The following is a 14940-nucleotide window of genomic DNA, read 5'->3' as shown; positions in this document are numbered from 1 at the left end:
AGGAGTGCGCCATGCAACTCATCGTTTCCGCGGCCATCATCGGGGCCGTGGTGCTCTGGGGCCTGATCTCGCCCCGCACACTGGACAGCGTCTTCGGCACGCTGCTCGCCGACATCACCCGCACCTTCGGCTGGTTCTACCTGTGGGTGGTGCTGGGCCTGGTGCTGCTGGCCTTCTTCCTGGCCGTGAGCCGTTACGGCGACCTCAAGCTCGGCGACGAGGACGACGAGCCCGAGTTCTCCCTGGGTGCCTGGTTCTCGATGCTGTTCGCGGCCGGCATGGGCATCGGCCTGGTGTTCTGGGGCGTGGCCGAGCCGGTGTCGCACTACGTCACGCCGCCGCCGGGCATCGCGCCCAACACGGCGGACGCTGCGGGCGCGGCCATGCGCTATTCCTTCTTCCACTGGGGCTTCCATCCCTGGGCCATCTACGGCATCGTGGGCTTGGCGATCAGCTTCTTCACCTTCCGGCGCAAGGCCTTGCCGCTGGTGAGTTCGGCCACCGAGGCGCTGCCCTGGGCCTGGACCCGGCGGCTGTCGCCGGTGGTCAACGTGCTGGCTGTGGTCGCCACGGCCTTCGGCGTCGCCGCGTCGCTGGGCATGGGCGCCACGCAGATCGGTGCCGGGCTGCAGCAGGCGTTCGGCCTGCCCGACAGCCGATGGACAGAGTCGGCCATCATCGTGGTGACCACGGTGCTGTTCCTCACCTCGGCCGTGAGCGGCGTGGAGCGCGGCGTCAAGTGGCTGTCGATGGGCAACCTGATCGTGGCCGGCCTGCTGGCCCTGGTGGTGCTGTGCCTGGGGCCGACCATCGCCATCATCGACACCTTTACCGCCACCCTGGGTTCCTACCTCAGCGACTTCGTGCGGATGAGCCTGCGCATGACGCCCTTCCGCCAGAGCTCGTGGATCGGCGACTGGACCATCTTCTACTGGGCCTGGTGGCTGGCCTGGTCGCCCTTCGTGGGCCTGTTCATCGCGCGGGTCTCGCGCGGGCGCACGGTGCGCCAATTCCTGGTGGGCACCGTGCTGGCGCCCAGCCTGGTGGGCTTCGCCTGGTTCGCGGTGTTTGGCGGCACGGCGCTCAACTACGAGATCTTCCGTGGCGTCCCGCTGGCCGAGGCCGTGGCTTCCAACGTGTCGAGCGCGATGTTCGTGATGTTCGACGCGATGCCCGGCGGCGCCATCCTGTCCGTGGTGGCCACCATCCTGGTGTTCGTCTTCTTCGTCACTTCGGGCGATTCGGCCACGCTGGTGCTGGGCACCATGAGCACGCAGGGCAATCCCAACCCGCCCGCCCGCGTCAAGATCATCTGGGGCGTGCTGGTGGCGGCCATCGCGCTGAGCCTGCTGCTGGCGGGCGGCTTGAACGCGGTGCAGACGGCCACCATCGTGTTCGCACTGCCCTTCGCGCTGGTGTTGGTGCTGATGGCGATCTCCGTCACCTGGGCGATCCGCCACGACTGGGATGAGGAGCAGAAACGTGAGCGCGCCCTGCGCCGCCGGATGCGCGAGATGGTCAAGTGATCCGGGTTGACCCGCAGCGCGGCCTGCGGATGTCCGCAATGCGGACCCGCGGCGCGAGCAGGGACAATCTGCCGCCATGACTCTCTCGAAAATCCTCGTCCCGGTCGCGGGACTGGCCCTGCTGGTGATCGGATGGCGCAGCTATGGCCTGGCGGGCGTCGTTGGCGTGGCTGGCGGCATCATGATGTTCCTGCTGCTGCACTTCACGCGCACGATGACGGTGCTTCGCCGCGCCGGCAACCGGCCGATGGGCTATGTGGACAGTGCGGTGATGCTCAATGCCAAGCTCAAGCCGCGCATGACGCTGCTGCATGTGATCGCCATGACCCGCGCGATCGGCGCCGCACAGACGCCCGAAGGCGTGCAGCCCGAAGTCTTCCGCTGGACCGACAACAGCGACTCCTACGTGGACGCGACCTTCCACGAAGGCAAGCTGCGGGAATGGAAGCTGACGCGGCCGGTTCAGGTGGAGGAGGCGGCGGCGGTCGTGCCCTCGGTTGCCGAGGCCGGCGGCATGGCGACCGGGGTGGCGCCGGACGGTCGCTGAGCGACCTTTCTCTTTCCACGAGGGCGCCCGTTTTCTGCTCCCTCTCCCCTTGTGGGGGGCGGGGGAGAGGAGCGGCGCTCGCAAGGCGCAGGGCTGTTGGCGCGCAGGCTCCCCCTCTCCCCAACCCCTCTCCCGCAAGGAGTGAGGGGCTTCATCTTCAGAAGGGCGGGCCGTCGTCGTCGGTCGCCGACGTCGATCCGGGCGTTGTCTCTGCCACCAATTGCGATTCAGCCCGCGGCGCGGCCACCGGCGCTGGCGCGGCTGCCGCCGCCATGCCCGGCGCCATCTCCCCGCCCAGTGCCTCCAGCAACGCGGGCAGCAACTGCCCCAGCTCGCCGGTCACGATGGCGGCATCGGTGTCGAAGCCCTCGTCCTTGGCCTGCGCATCGCTGCCGGCGCCGTCGAACACGCCTTCCAGGAACTGCAGCTTGCGCAGCTGCATGCCCTCGGTCAGCTCGAAGGAGACGCGGTCCTCCCAGGTCAGCGCCAGGCGGGTCGGCCGCTTGCCCTGGGCGATGTGCTCGCGCACCTCCTCGATGTCCAGGGGATGCTTGGCATAGCGCACCACGGCCTTGGAGTCGTCCGTGGCCTTGAGCTCGCAGTCGCGGTCGATGGAAAAGCCCGCCGGTGGCTCCTGCGTGGCCAGCCAGCCGGCCATGGCGCTGCCGGGCTCCACCTGCGTGTGGAAGGCCGACACGCCGAAGCCGTCCAGCGCCTTGACCAGGGCCGTCACCACGCCGTCGGCGCGGGCCTGGTTGGAGGTGTCCAGCGTCAGTCGCCTTGCGCCCGGGTCGATCCACACGGCGATGCGCGCATGGCGGGTGAAGGCCATGGGCAGCAGCTCCTGCGTGATGTCTTCCTTGAGCTGCTTCTTCTCCTTCTTGCCGGGCTGGCGGCCGGTCTGCTGCTCGATCTGCGCGCAGCGCTCGTCGAGCTTGCGGCGCACCACCGAGGCGGGCAGCGTCTTGCTCTCGACCATGTACTCCAACAGCCACTGGCCGCCGACGGACTCCAGCAGCGGGCCCTCGGCCTGGCCGCGGGGCTCGACCCAGCCGGCGGACGATTCCTGCGTCGCGCCGCAGGGCACGAAGCGCTCCTTTTCCAGCTGCTGCTGGGCGGCGTCGAAGTCGGGCGCCCATGCGGGCTCGATGCGGAAGCTGATGACGTTCTTGAAACGGGGCACGGCAGGTCGGCGGGAAAAACGCGAAGCGGGCGATTGTGCGTGCGCCGCGTGGCCGGGGTCGCCTGCGCGGCCTGTAAGCCCGAGTAAAAGCCCGGGCAGGCCGGCGCCTTAAAATCGCCGGCTCCCCGCATTTCTCCCTGCAAGGACAAGCAAGACATGAGCGCGATCCCCTCGCTGGCCGACCGTGACGGCAAGATCTGGATGGACGGTGAACTCGTCGACTGGCGCGACGCGAAGATCCATGTGCTGACCCACACGCTGCACTACGGCTGCGGCGCCTTCGAAGGAGTGCGGGCCTACAACACCGTGAATGGCACCGCCATCTTCCGCCTCGAAGAGCACACCGAGCGCCTCTACAACAGCGCCAAGATCCTGCGCATGAACATCCCGTTCAGCAAGGAGCAACTCAACGAGGCGCAGAAGGAAGTCGTGCGGGCCAACCAGCTCGAAAGCTGCTACCTGCGCCCGCTGGTCTGGATCGGCTCCGAGAAGCTGGGCGTGAGCCCCAAGGGCAACACCATCCATGCGATGGTCGCGGCCTGGGCCTGGGGCGCCTACCTGGGCGAAGAGGGCCTCAAGCGCGGCATCCGCGTCAAGACCAGCAGCTACACCCGCCACCACGTGAACATCACGATGACGCAGGCCAAGGCGGTCTCCAACTACAGCAACTCCATCCTGGCCAACATGGAGGCCACGGAAGACGGCTACGACGAGGCCCTGCTGCTGGACGCGGCCGGCTTCGTCTCCGAAGGCGCGGGCGAGAACATCTTTGTGGTCAAGGGCGGCACGATCTACACGCCCGACCTGTCGGCCGGCGCGCTCAACGGCATCACGCGCAACACCATCCTGCACATCGCCAAGGACCTCGGCATCGAGGTGGTGCAGAAGCGCATCACGCGCGACGAGGTCTACATCGCCGACGAGGCCTTCTTCACCGGCACCGCCGCCGAGGTCACGCCCATCCGCGAACTCGACCGGGTGCAGATCGGCATCGGCAGCCGCGGCCCCGTGACCGAGAAGGTGCAGAACGCCTTCTTCGACATCGTCAACGGCCGCAATCCCAAGTACGCCCACTGGCTCACCAAGGTCTGATCGCCATGTCCACTTCCGCCGTCGTCGAACTCGCCGCCAAGGACCTGAACCACCAGGGCGGCGTCTTCTGTCCCAGCCCCAAGGCCGACATGAAGCTGTGGAACACCCATCCCAAGGTGTACCTGGACGTCGCCCGCACGGGCGAGGCCAAGTGCCCGTATTGCGGCACGCTGTACCGCCTGAAGGCGGGCGAGGTGGTGGCCGGCGGCCACTGAGGCAGGCGCCACCCGGGCCCTCGATTCGCGGGCCCTACGCCAGAACGAAACAAGGCCGCCGGGTCATCCCCGGCGGCCTTGTCGTTTCTGGCGGCAGTGCTAGACCGAGGCGCCTCGCCAGCGCCGTGGCAGCACCGCCAGCCAGGCGCCCGCCGGCTCGCGCGAAAGCCGCAGGAACACCATCCCCACCCACAGCAGCGACAACCCGATCTGCGCGTCCCGCAGGGCCGAGTTGACGCAGCTGGCCAGCAGCATGATGAGCGTGGCGGCGAAGGCCACGCGGCCAGACAGGTCCGGTCGCTTCCAGGCCTGCCACACGGCGCACAGCATCACGGCCAGCAGCGCGGCCACGCCGGGCAGACCGGTCTGTGAGCCCATCCACAGGAAGTCGTTGTGCGGCATGTTGTAGTTGGCCAGCAGGGCCGGGCCGCGCTCGCGCCAGATCTGGTTCCAGGCGCCGATGCCCCAGCCCGCCAGCGGCCGGTCGGCGATCATGCGGCCGGTGACGGTGTACATGTGGTAGCGCACCACCCAGCTGCCCTCGGAGACCGCGCCAGCGCGTGCGGCCTCGATCTCCGACACACCCTGGGCCAGCTTCTGCTCGACCACGGGCGGCGCCTCGCGCAGCGCGAAGCCGAGCACCACCACCACGGCCGCCAGCGCCACGGCCATGCCGCGCCAGTGGCTGCGCCACTGGTGCACGCACAGCAGGGGCAGCACGATCAGCATGGCCAGCAGCGAGGTGCGCGAAGGCAGGTTCCAGTTGACGATGAAGACCGTCGCAGCCGTCAGCGCGAAGCCGGCCACCGCCCGGTAGGGCCGGTGCTCCACCAGCCGCTGCAGCGCCCAGGCGGCCGAGGCGCCGCCCAGCACGGTGTAGAGCAGCGCATCGTTGATCGACTTGTTGCCCACCAGCATGATCATCGGCTTGAGCACGCCCATGGGCGGCATCACGCCGAACTTCATCAGGATGAAATAGAACACCGCCGTGTAGGCGATGTTGAAGAAGGCGATGCCCAGGAAGCCGCGCATCGCCCACACCGCCTCCTCGCGGGTGAGCATCAGGGCCAGCAGGATGGTCAGCGGGATGCGGATGCCGTGCCACAGGTTGACGCCGGTCTCGGCGTAGTGCGGCCCGATGACCAGCACGACCAGCTGCCACAGCACCAGCGCCGCGAGGGGCCAGCGCAGCGGATGGTGGGCCAGGCGCTCCACGCGCTCGCGCCAGTCGCCTGCCACCAGCATCGTCGCCAGCAGCAGCAGGAAGGCCATGTAGTTCAGGCCCACCGGCATGAACACCACCGCGCCCCACAGGCAGGCGGCGGCGCGGGGAAGAAGGGGAAGGCGCATCGGATGGGTCGGTTGGTCGCGGCGTCGGCACGCGCGGGCTGGTGTGCAGCACAAGGCGGCGGGTGGCCGGAGAAAGGCTGCCGATTCTAGGAAGCGACCGTGGCAGGATCGTGCAGACCCTGCGGGCGGCCCGTCGGGCGCGTGTCAGGCGGGCCGTGGCAGCCGGATGGTGAAGCGGGCGCCGCCCGCCGGGCTGCGCGTGCAGCGCACCCCGCCGCCATGCCGTTCGGCGATGGACTTGACCAGCGCCAACCCCAGGCCCACGCCCCCGTCGCGCTCGCTGGCACCGGGCAGGCGGTAGAAGGGCTCGAAGATGCGCTCGCGCAGCGCCTCGGGCACGCCGGGGCCCTGGTCGTCCACATGCAGCATCGCCCAGCCCGGCTCGGCCGCCAGCTCGACGGCCACCGTGCCGCTGCCGCCATGCCGGCGCGCGTTCTCCAGCAGGTTGCGCAGGGCCCGGCGCAGCAGGCGCGACACCCCATGCACCGTCACCGCGTCCAGTGCCGTGCCCGCGGCCAGGCCCAGGTCGGCATCCACGCGGGCGCATTCCTCGGCGGCCAGGCCCATCAGGTCCACCGTCTCGATGGTGCCGACGTCGGCTTCGCGGGCGTCGAGGCGGCTGGCCAGCAGGATCTCGTCGATCAGCTGGTCCAGCTCGGCGATGTTGCGCGAGATCTCGGCGCGGGCCGCGCTGTTGGCCTGGGGGCCCATCAGCTCCAGCCCCATGCGGATGCGCGCCAGCGGCGAGCGCAGCTCGTGCGAGGCATTGGCCAGCAGCGACTTGTGCGAGCGCACCAGTTGCTCCACGCGGGTGGCGGCATCGTTGAAGCGGCGGGCCAGGTCGGCCACCTCGTCCTCGCCGCGGTCGTCGACGCGCACCGAGAGGTCGCCTTCGCCGAAGCGCTGCACGCTGCGCTGCAGGCCTTCGAGGCGCAGCGTCAGCCGGCGCACGATGGGGTACAGCCCCAGGCCGGTGGCCAGGCCCACCATGCCCAGCAGCCAGAAGATGCCGGTATGCGGATGGAGCCAGGGCGGCGGCGTGGGCCGGCGGTCGATGCGCGGGCCCAGTTCCATGGTGAACTGCTGGCCGTTGTCCAGCGAGATGGCGAATTCCAGCGGCTCGCCCGGCCGGCTGGTGCGCACCGACTTGCCGTTGGCAAAGGCGTTGTTCTGCGTGTCTCGCAGCGTCACGTCGCGCGGCAGCGGGGCGCTGCGCTGGTCGTCCGCCACCTTCCAGGCCCAGCCCGCCGCCATCACGACCACGGCCACGCCGGCCAGCACGGCCAGCCAGATGCGCACGTAGAGATGGCGGGTGAACAGGCCGACCATGGAATCCCGGCTAGTCCTGTTGTTTGGCAAAGACGTAGCCCACGCCGCGCACGGTCAGGATGCGCTTGGGGTTCTTTGCGTCGGCCTCGATGGCGGCGCGGATGCGGCCCATGTGCACATCGATGGAGCGGTCGAAGGCCTCCAGCTCGCGCCCGCGAACGGCTTCCATGATCTGGTCGCGCGTGAGCACGCGGCCCGCGCGTTCGGCCATCGCCACCAGCAGGTCGAACTGGTAGGAGGTGAGTTCGGCCGCCTGGCCGGCCACGGTGACGGTGCGCGCATCGCGGTCGATTTCCAGTGAGCCGAAGCGCATGCCCCGCGCCGGCTCGGGCCCTGCCGCCAGCCCGCCCTCACCGCGGCGGCGAAGCACGGCGCGGATGCGCGCCAGCAGCTCGCGCGGCTCGAAGGGCTTGGGCAGGTAATCGTCGGCGCCCAGCTCCAGGCCGATGATGCGGTCCATGGGGTCGCCCTTGGCCGTCAGCATCAGCACCGGCACCTTGCCGGCCGCGCCGGGCAGGGCGCGGATGCGGCGGCACAGGTCCAGACCATCGGCATCGGGCAGCATGAGGTCGAGGATGACGAGGTCGGGCAATTGCTGCTCCAGCGCCGCCATGCCGCGCGCGCCGTCGCCGGCGTGGCTGACGGCGAAGCCGGACTGGGCCAGGTATTCGACGACCATCTGCGCCAGGCGCTGGTCGTCTTCGATCATGAGCAGCTGTGGGGTCGTCATGGTGAAGGGAATGCTCGCCGCCCGCCGGCAAGGGCGGTTGAAGTCTTCGTAAAGTTGGGTAAACCGGGTTGCATCGCGACGATGCATGCGAAGCGCCTGCCGGCCGCCTCTGCCTCTGCCGCGGCCTGCTGCTTGCCTCGTCGCCTTCCGCCTCAGGCCACCGCGGGGGATCGGGCCAGGTGCTCGAACAGCATCGGTGCCGCGTCGCGGTCGATGGGCGTGCGCGGCATGGGCTGGGCCAGCAGCGCGGCCAGTGCGCCATCGTCCAGCCCGGGGTGCTGGTCCAGCGCCTGCCGGTGGATCTGGTGGGCCAGCGTGCGCAGCTGTGCCACGCACTGGCGCAGCCGGGCCTGGAAGGCCGCCGCGTCGGGCAGCGGCGACTCGCGCAGGCTGGCATTGAGCTCGGCAAACCACGGCAGCGCCGCCTGGTCGAGCATGCGTGCCGCGTTGCGGCGCTCGCTCACCGACGACCAGGCACGCAGGAAGCCCTGCATCGCGATGTTCAGCTGCTGGCAGTGCTGCAGTTCCTCGCGCAGGTTGCCCAGCGTGGCGACGTCGGTCAGCCGCTCGTGGAAGAACAGCTGCGACAGCACGCCCCAGTAGTAGGTGTAGTCCCACACCACCTTGACCGGCAGCACCTCGGGGTCGCCGAACAGCCCGTATTGCCCCTGGTAGAGCGCGAGCGTGCTGTCGTAGAAGGAGTGGTAGATGTGGTCGTACAGTTGCGCGCGCGCCTGCACCGAGCGGCCCGCGCGGTCGTGGGCGATGAGGTCGCAGATGAAGGTGTTGCTCATCGCGATGAAGTCGCTGCCGGGCGAGTAGAAGGGGTCGAGGAACAGCCCCGCCTCGCCCGTGAGTGCCCAGCGCTCGCCGCTGAAGACCTTCTTGCAGCCGTAGGAGAACTTGCGCATGAAGGCGAAGTCCTGGAGTTTGTCCCGCTGGCCGTCGAGCACGTCGAAGAGCACCGGCTGGTGCTCGGCCAGCCAGTCCATGGCCTTGTCGAAGCTGTCCATGCGCTCCAGCGGGTGGAATGCGGGGTCGGCCACGATGCCCACCGAGTGCGAGCCCGAGGCCAAGGGGATCAGCCACACCCAGTAGCCGGCGCCCACCAGGTGATTGGTCGACAGCCAGCGTGCGGCCGGCGTGCAGCGCGCGCGCCAGTCCGGATCCTGGGCCCAGTCGTCCAGCGTCAGCCGGTTGCCGATGCGGAACCACACGGCATGCGCCTGATGCTCGTTGGGCTGCACCAGGCCGAGCTGGCGCTTGAGCAGGCCAGCGCGGCCGCAGGCATCCACCACCCAGCGGCACTGCGCGGCACGGGGCTCGCCGGCCTCGGTCCATTCGATCCGGTGCAGGCCCTGCGGGGCGGGGTCCAGCGCCATGCGCCGCACCATCGCGTTGTCGACGAAGCGCACGCCCTGGGCGGCGGCCACCTCGGCCAGGTGGTTCTCGAAGATGCCGCGGTCGATCTGGTAGCTGGGGATCGACAGCGGCCGGCTCGCGCCGACCTCGGTCACGGCATCCAGGTCGCGCCGGCCTTCAGAGAAGAAGAAGCGGAAGCCGAACTTGCGCAGCTGCGCTTCGTCCAGGTGCTGCTTGAGTCCGAGCACGGTGTCGAAGTAATGGGCGCCGATCTCCACCGACGACTCGCCCACCTTGTGCGTGGCATGCGGCACCGGGTGGCTGCGGCGTTCGAGCACCAGCACGTCGATGTCGCCGAAGCGCCGCTTGAGCTGCAGCGCCAGCGTGAGTCCTGCCAGGCCGCCCCCCATGATGATGACGTCGTGGGTGGCGGGCGTGGGGTGCATGGACTCTCCTGAAAGGGGCGGTCAGCCTAGCGTGATGTGCAGTGCCAGCGTGTCGGACAGGGCGAGGACCAGCGGCTGGCCGCCCGGGTCAGGACCGCGCGCCAGGGCCTCGAAGAAGGGCAGCGAGTCGGCCATGGCGTTGGGCGGCAGGGCGCGGGCCGCCTCGGACTGCAATGCCGTGGGGATGGCTGCGCCACTGTGTAGTGCGATGGACAGCGTGGCAACGGTGCGCTCGCTGGCCTCGGGGGCCAGCACCATGGCGCCGGCCAGCAGGCCGTGCGTGTCGTGCACCTGCGCCAGCGGGCCGGCGGCCTCGGCGTCGAAGCCCACCAGCAGCACAGCCTGGTGGTCGGCGGCGCACTGGGTGGCGGCTTCGAGCAGGCCGGCGGCAAAGCTGTGCGACGAGGCGCTGATCGCATTGCTGGCCTGCTGGCAGCCGGTGCCGATGGTCCAGTAGCCCACGGCGGCGTTGTGCACCGAGTTGTGGAACTTGATGGGCGACAGCTGCGTGGGCGCCTGCGCGAGCGTGGCGCACATGTAGTCGCTGATGGCCAGGTCGCCCTGGGCCGAGGTGAAGACGCAGGGCAGGTCGACGGCCGCGCGGCCGGAGCCGGCCACGGCGGCGCTGGCCACTTCCAGCGCCAGCGCCACCGTGTCGGGTGCGCGGCGGCGCTCGGCCGGCGCCAGGATCTGCGGCGCCGGGCGGCGGGCCGGAGCTTCGGCCAGGCCCGCTTCGCCACGGAAGGCGGCGCGGGCCGCCTCCCAGCCAGGCAGCAGCGGATGCCAGAAGGCCGGGCCTTCGACGTAGAGCGTGGGCAGCCGGCTCATTGCACGGCCCTTCCGAAGATCAGCGCGCAGTTGTTGCCGCCGAAGCCGAAGGAGTTGGACAGCACGTGCCGCACTTCCCCCTGGGCCGGCTCGCGGCGCAGCTGCGGGCCACAGACGGCGTCGAACGTCCGCGCGTTGATGTTGCCGGGCATCAGTCCCGTCTCCAGTGCCAGCAGGCTGACGGCGGCTTCGACGATGCCGGCCGCCCCCAGCGTGTGGCCGGTGAAGCCTTTGGTGCTGCTGGCATGGGTGCGGGCCGGGAAGCGCCGCGCCACCAGGGCGGCCTCGACCTCGTCGTTCTTGCTGCTGGCCGTGCCGTGCAGGTTGATGTAGTCGATGTCGTCGGTGGCCAGGCCGGCGCGCGCCAGCGCGTCGTTCAGCGCCCGCTCGGCGCCGGCGCCTTCGGGATGCGGCGTGGACATGTGATGCGCGTCGCTCGCCTCGCCATGGCCCAGCAGGTGCGGGCCGGTGCCGCTGCGCTCCAGCAGCGCAAAGCCGGCCGCCTCGCCCAGGCTGATGCCGCGGCGCTCGGCGTCGAAGGGCCGACAGGGCTCGGGCGACACCAGCTCCAGCGAGTTGAAGCCGAACAGCACGCTGCCGCACAGCGAATCGGCGCCGCCCACCACGGCGGCGTCGGCCAGGCCCAGGCGGATCAGCCGCTCGGCCGAGGCGAAGACCTTGGCGCTGGAGGAGCAGGCGGTGGAGATCGTCTCGCACGGCCCCGTCAGCCCCAGCGCGCGCTGCACGAACAGGCCGGGTGCATGCGGCGTGTGGACCTGCGCGTTGCGCATGGCTTCGGGAAAGCGGCCCTCGGCGTCCAGCCGGGTGTAGGCCTGTTCGGTCTCGCCGATGCTGGAGGTGGAGGTGCCGATGATCACGGCGACGCGGTCCGCGCCGTGGCGCTCGCGCGCGGCCAGGGCGGCGCCGATGAAGCCGTCGGCATTCAGGCCCATCCAGGCCAGGCGGTTGTTGCGGCAATCCCAGGGCGCGAGCTCGGGCGGCAGCACCACGTCCTCGACGCCGGGCACGCGGCCGATCCAGGTGGGCAGGCGCTGTTCGGTCGGCTCGCCGAAATCGTTGGGACGCAGGCCGCTGCGCGAGGCGGCCAGCGCGCTGCGCAGCGCCTCCAGGCCGGTGCCCAGGGCGGTGGTGGCCGTGTAGGCCGTGATGACGAGGGGCGGGATCTTCTGCGGCACGGTGCGGCGGGCAGGTTTCAGGAACGAGGCGGGAGCGTAACAGCCGCCGGGCCCGCGGTGCTGAAGACCTCTCGCTACACGGGTCGGCGGGCGGCCCGCATGGCCAGCGCCACCAGCGCCAGCACCGGCAGGCCCAGCAGCGCCGTGCCGGTGAAGAAGGTGGCGTAGCCGTAGGCCTCGACGAAGGCCCCCGAGAAGCCGGCCACGAACTTGGGCAGCAGCAGCATCAGCGAGCTGAACAGCGCGTACTGCGTGGCCGAGTAGCTCACGTTGGTCAGGCTGGAGAGGTAGGCGATGAAGGCGGCCGAGGCGATGCCTCCGGCCAGGTTGTCGGCCGACACCACCGCCACCAGCGCCGTCACATCATGGCCGCGGGTAGTCATCCAGGCGAACAGCAGGTTGCTGGCAGCGCTGAGCACGGCGCCCAGCATCAGCACCCGCATCACGCCCAGGCGCATGGCCAGCACGCCGCCGACGAAGGCGCCGACCAGGGTCATGATGACGCCGTAGACCTTGCTCACCGTGGCCACCTCGTCCTTGGTGAAGCCCATGTCCACGTAGAAGGGGTTGGCCATGATGCCCATCACGACGTCGCTGATGCGGTAGATGGCGATCAGCGACAGGATCAGCACCGCCTGCCAGCGGTAGCGGCGCAGGAAGTCGGCAAAGGGCTCCACCAGCGTGTTGCGCAGCCATTCGCCGGCCGAGCGGGCGGGCGGCAGCGGCACGCGCACGGGCTCGGCCGATAGCAGCACCGTCAGCACGCCCACCACCATGGAGCCGGCCATCACCAGGTAGGCCGTGCGCCAGCCGCCGTTCTGGTAGGCGCCGGTGGCGCTGCCCTCGGCCCAGGCCGCCACCCACAGCACGCCGGCACCGGCCCAGATCATGGCCAGGCGGTAGCCTGTCTGGTAGGCCGCCGCCAGCGCGGCCTGCTTGCGGGCCTCGGCCGATTCGATGCGGAAGGCGTCCAGCGCGATGTCCTGCGTGGCCGAGCCGAAGGCCACCAGCACGGCGCACAGCACCAGCGGCTCCAGTCCGGCGCGCGGATCGTTCAGGGCCATGCCCACCAGGCCCGCGATGACCATGGCCTGCGACAGCAGCAGCCAGCCGCGGCGTCGACCCAGCACCGTGGTCAGCGGCGGCAGCGGCAGCCGGTCGACCAGCGGCGCCCACACCCACTTGAAGCCGTAGGCCAGGCCCACCCAGCTCAGGTAACCGATGGTGGCGCGGTCGACACCGGCCTCGCGCAGGCGAAAGCTCAGCGTGCCCAGCACCAGCAGCAGCGGCAGGCCGGCCGCGAAGCCGAGGGCGAACATGCGCAGCGAGGCCGGCTCCAGGTACACGCGCAGGGTTTCGCGCCAGGGTTGCCTGGGCAATTCGGGAGTGACGGCTGGGGGATTGGACATGGAGGAGGAAGGTTGCAACCTTATTATTCCGCCCACCATGTGCCTGCTCTGCGACCTGCGTTCTGCCGCCGCCACCCCTGTCGACGACGAGGGCCCGGCGCAGCCCCGCTGGCAACCCCGCCGGGCCTTCCTGCTGGCGGGCGCCGCTGCAGCCGCCGGCGCCGCGCTGCCGGTGGCGGCCCAGGTCGACGTGGGGCCGCTGTCGGCCGCGCGCAACCTGGTGCCGGCCGATCAGATCGAAGGCGCGGCCGTGCAGCAGTACGGCGATCTGATCGCCAAGGCCCGCAGCCAGCGCGCGCTGGCCGGCCCCGAGCATCCGCAGCTGGTGCGTCTGCGCGGCATCGCACAGCGCCTCATCCCCTACACGCGCCAATGGAACGACCGGGCCGCCGGCTGGAAGTGGGAGGTCAACCTGATCGGCAGCAAGCAGGTCAACGCCTTCTGCATGCCGGGCGGCAAGATCGCCTTCTTCACCGGCATCCTGGACCAGCTCAAGCTCAGCGACGACGAGACGGCGATGGTGATGGGCCACGAGATGGCTCATGCCCTGCGCGAGCATGCGCGCGAGCGCATGGCCAAGACGGCCGGCACCGGCATGGCGCTGCAGCTGGGCGCCCAGTTGCTGGGGCTGGGCCAGCTGGGCGACATGGGCGCACGCGCCGGCACGCAGTTGATCTCCCTCAAGTTCAGCCGCGACGACGAGACCGAGGCGGACCTCGTCGGCCTGGAACTCGCCGCCCGCGGCGGCTTCCAACCCCAGGCCGCCGTCAGCCTCTGGACCAAGATGGCCCAGGTCTCCAAGAGCCAGGGCGGCCTGAGCTTCCTGTCCACCCATCCGACCGGGCCCGACCGCATCCGCGTGCTGGAGCAGAACGTGCCGAAGGTCGAAGGCCTTTACCGCGCCGCGCGACGCAGCTGATGCGCCGGGCGCGGCCTGGCCCTTGCTTGAACCGACTCATGTCCCTTCTCAGTGAACTGCGTGACCAGACCCTCGGCGAGGAGATCGCCAACGCCCTGAGCCACGGCCTGGGCGCCCTGCTGGCCATGGCCTCGCTGCCGATCCTGGTGCACCACGCTGCTGCGCGCGGCCACGTTGCCGAGGTGGTGGGGGCCAGCCTGTTCGCCGGCACGGCCATCGTGCTGTACCTGGTCTCCACCCTGTACCACGCGCTGCCGGCGGGCCGGGCCAAGCTGTGGTTCAACCGGCTGGACCATGCCTCCATCTACCTCTTCATCGCCGGCAGCTACATGCCCTTCGTGCTGGGCGTGCTGCGCGGCACCTGGGGCTGGACGCTGTTCGCCATCGTCTGGGCCGCGGCCGCGGTGGGGGTGGCGGCCAAGCTCTTCGACCGGCTCAAGCACCCGCTGTGGTCCACCGGCCTGTACGTGGCGATGGGCTGGGTGGCCATCGTGGCGGCGGTGCCGCTGGTCGAGCGCATGTCGGGCGCCGGCCTGGCCTGGCTGGTGGCCGGCGGCGTCTCGTACACGGCGGGGGCCGTCGTGTTCCTCTTCGACTCGAAGCTGCGCTATGCGCACTTCGTGTGGCACCTGTTCGTGCTGGGTGGCAGCGTGTGCCACTTCTTTGCCGTGCTCTGGCATTCGGGCGCGCCGGCGGCGCTGCCGGCCTGAGGGGGCTGTTCCGGCCCGCTCCGCAACACGGCCGGGCCTCGCGGTTGCCGGCCTGCGCCGACGCGGCGACACGGTGCCCCCGGGTACGATGCCGCGGC

14 protein-coding genes are annotated in these 14940 nt (G+C 70.4%); 6 read left to right on the top strand and 8 right to left on the bottom strand.

Going from position 1 to position 14940, the window contains the following annotated elements:
• Nucleotides 1–11: 11 nt before the first annotated feature.
• On the top strand, nucleotides 12–1526 hold the full coding sequence (locus ACT54X_RS26270; protein WP_294376697.1) for a BCCT family transporter: 1515 nt from the start codon (nucleotides 12–14) through the stop codon (nucleotides 1524–1526).
• 76 nt (nucleotides 1527–1602) lie between these two features.
• Nucleotides 1603–2073 (top strand): glycerate kinase, encoded by a 471-nt coding sequence (locus tag ACT54X_RS26265; RefSeq protein WP_294376694.1) that lies wholly within the window; start codon nucleotides 1603–1605, stop codon nucleotides 2071–2073.
• Nucleotides 2074–2230: 157 nt separating this feature from the next.
• Here the strand turns inward: ACT54X_RS26265 and ACT54X_RS26260 are convergent, their stop codons facing one another.
• The gene (locus ACT54X_RS26260) at nucleotides 2231–3256 is read right to left on the bottom strand and encodes a recombination-associated protein RdgC (protein ID WP_294376693.1); all 1026 of its coding nucleotides are present in this window, start codon (nucleotides 3254–3256) and stop codon (nucleotides 2231–2233) included.
• 156 nt (nucleotides 3257–3412) lie between these two features.
• Between ACT54X_RS26260 and ACT54X_RS26255 the strand changes: the two genes are divergently transcribed.
• Both ACT54X_RS26255 and ACT54X_RS26250 read left to right on the top strand, forming a co-directional pair.
• Nucleotides 3413–4348 (top strand): branched-chain amino acid transaminase, encoded by a 936-nt coding sequence (locus ACT54X_RS26255; RefSeq protein ID WP_294376689.1) that lies wholly within the window; start codon nucleotides 3413–3415, stop codon nucleotides 4346–4348.
• Between the two features lie 5 nt (nucleotides 4349–4353).
• On the top strand, nucleotides 4354–4563 hold the full coding sequence (locus ACT54X_RS26250) for a zinc-finger domain-containing protein (protein ID WP_017758891.1): 210 nt from the start codon (nucleotides 4354–4356) through the stop codon (nucleotides 4561–4563).
• Between the two features lie 99 nt (nucleotides 4564–4662).
• Here ACT54X_RS26250 and ACT54X_RS26245 read toward each other — a convergent pair whose 3' ends face one another.
• From ACT54X_RS26245 to ACT54X_RS26215, 7 genes are all read right to left on the bottom strand, one after another.
• Nucleotides 4663–5913, bottom strand: coding sequence for an O-antigen ligase family protein (locus ACT54X_RS26245; protein WP_294376683.1), 1251 nt, complete (start codon nucleotides 5911–5913; stop codon nucleotides 4663–4665).
• Between the two features lie 144 nt (nucleotides 5914–6057).
• Entirely contained in the window at nucleotides 6058–7242 is a 1185-nt protein-coding gene (locus tag ACT54X_RS26240) for an ATP-binding protein (RefSeq protein WP_294376679.1), read from the bottom strand.
• 10 nt (nucleotides 7243–7252) lie between these two features.
• Nucleotides 7253–7972: a response regulator gene (locus ACT54X_RS26235; protein ID WP_294376677.1), complete on the bottom strand. Its 720-nt coding sequence runs from the start codon at nucleotides 7970–7972 to the stop codon at nucleotides 7253–7255.
• Nucleotides 7973–8124: 152 nt separating this feature from the next.
• On the bottom strand, nucleotides 8125–9780 hold the full coding sequence (locus tag ACT54X_RS26230) for an NAD(P)/FAD-dependent oxidoreductase (RefSeq protein WP_354321529.1): 1656 nt from the start codon (nucleotides 9778–9780) through the stop codon (nucleotides 8125–8127).
• 21 nt (nucleotides 9781–9801) lie between these two features.
• Nucleotides 9802–10608: a beta-ketoacyl synthase chain length factor gene (locus ACT54X_RS26225; protein WP_294376673.1), complete on the bottom strand. Its 807-nt coding sequence runs from the start codon at nucleotides 10606–10608 to the stop codon at nucleotides 9802–9804.
• A complete protein-coding gene (locus ACT54X_RS26220; RefSeq protein WP_294376670.1) occupies nucleotides 10605–11804 on the bottom strand; it encodes a beta-ketoacyl-[acyl-carrier-protein] synthase family protein in 1200 nt (399 codons plus the stop codon). Before ACT54X_RS26220 ends, ACT54X_RS26225 begins: the two co-directional genes overlap by 4 nt.
• 74 nt (nucleotides 11805–11878) lie before the next feature.
• Complete coding sequence (locus ACT54X_RS26215) at nucleotides 11879–13213, bottom strand: AmpG family muropeptide MFS transporter (protein WP_294376667.1); 1335 nt, start codon at nucleotides 13211–13213, stop codon at nucleotides 11879–11881.
• Nucleotides 13214–13250: 37 nt separating this feature from the next.
• On the opposite strand from ACT54X_RS26215, the gene ACT54X_RS26210 reads away from it, so the two are divergent.
• A complete protein-coding gene (locus ACT54X_RS26210; protein ID WP_294376665.1) occupies nucleotides 13251–14132 on the top strand; it encodes a M48 family metallopeptidase in 882 nt (293 codons plus the stop codon).
• A gap of 38 nt (nucleotides 14133–14170) precedes the next feature.
• Nucleotides 14171–14842 carry a PAQR family membrane homeostasis protein TrhA gene (trhA, locus tag ACT54X_RS26205; protein ID WP_294376660.1) on the top strand — a complete coding sequence of 224 codons (672 nt, stop codon included), beginning with the start codon at nucleotides 14171–14173 and terminating at the stop codon, nucleotides 14840–14842.
• The last annotated feature ends 98 nt before the right edge of the window (nucleotides 14843–14940 follow it).

The organism is Pseudacidovorax sp. DMC4 (assembly GCF_056314265.1).
The sequence above is the reverse complement of the archived record's forward strand: the minus strand, read 5'-3'. Positions and strand labels throughout refer to the sequence as shown.

Bases quoted from the DNA above. Each gene is read 5' to 3' on its own strand.
- ACT54X_RS26270 (WP_294376697.1), top strand. From the start codon at position 12: ATGCAACTCATCGTTTCCGCGGCCATCATCGGGGCCGTGGTGCTCTGG.
- ACT54X_RS26265 (WP_294376694.1), top strand. From the start codon at position 1,603: ATGACTCTCTCGAAAATCCTCGTCCCGGTCGCGGGACTGGCCCTGCTG.
- ACT54X_RS26255 (WP_294376689.1), top strand. From the start codon at position 3,413: ATGAGCGCGATCCCCTCGCTGGCCGACCGTGACGGCAAGATCTGGATG.
- ACT54X_RS26250 (WP_017758891.1), top strand. From the start codon at position 4,354: ATGTCCACTTCCGCCGTCGTCGAACTCGCCGCCAAGGACCTGAACCAC.
- ACT54X_RS26245 (WP_294376683.1), bottom strand. From the start codon at position 5,913: ATGCGCCTTCCCCTTCTTCCCCGCGCCGCCGCCTGCCTGTGGGGCGCG.
- ACT54X_RS26240 (WP_294376679.1), bottom strand. From the start codon at position 7,242: ATGGTCGGCCTGTTCACCCGCCATCTCTACGTGCGCATCTGGCTGGCC.
- ACT54X_RS26235 (WP_294376677.1), bottom strand. From the start codon at position 7,972: ATGACGACCCCACAGCTGCTCATGATCGAAGACGACCAGCGCCTGGCG.
- ACT54X_RS26230 (WP_354321529.1), bottom strand. From the start codon at position 9,780: ATGCACCCCACGCCCGCCACCCACGACGTCATCATCATGGGGGGCGGC.
- ACT54X_RS26225 (WP_294376673.1), bottom strand. From the start codon at position 10,608: ATGAGCCGGCTGCCCACGCTCTACGTCGAAGGCCCGGCCTTCTGGCAT.
- ACT54X_RS26215 (WP_294376667.1), bottom strand. From the start codon at position 13,213: ATGTCCAATCCCCCAGCCGTCACTCCCGAATTGCCCAGGCAACCCTGG.
- ACT54X_RS26210 (WP_294376665.1), top strand. From the start codon at position 13,251: ATGTGCCTGCTCTGCGACCTGCGTTCTGCCGCCGCCACCCCTGTCGAC.
- trhA (WP_294376660.1), top strand. From the start codon at position 14,171: ATGTCCCTTCTCAGTGAACTGCGTGACCAGACCCTCGGCGAGGAGATC.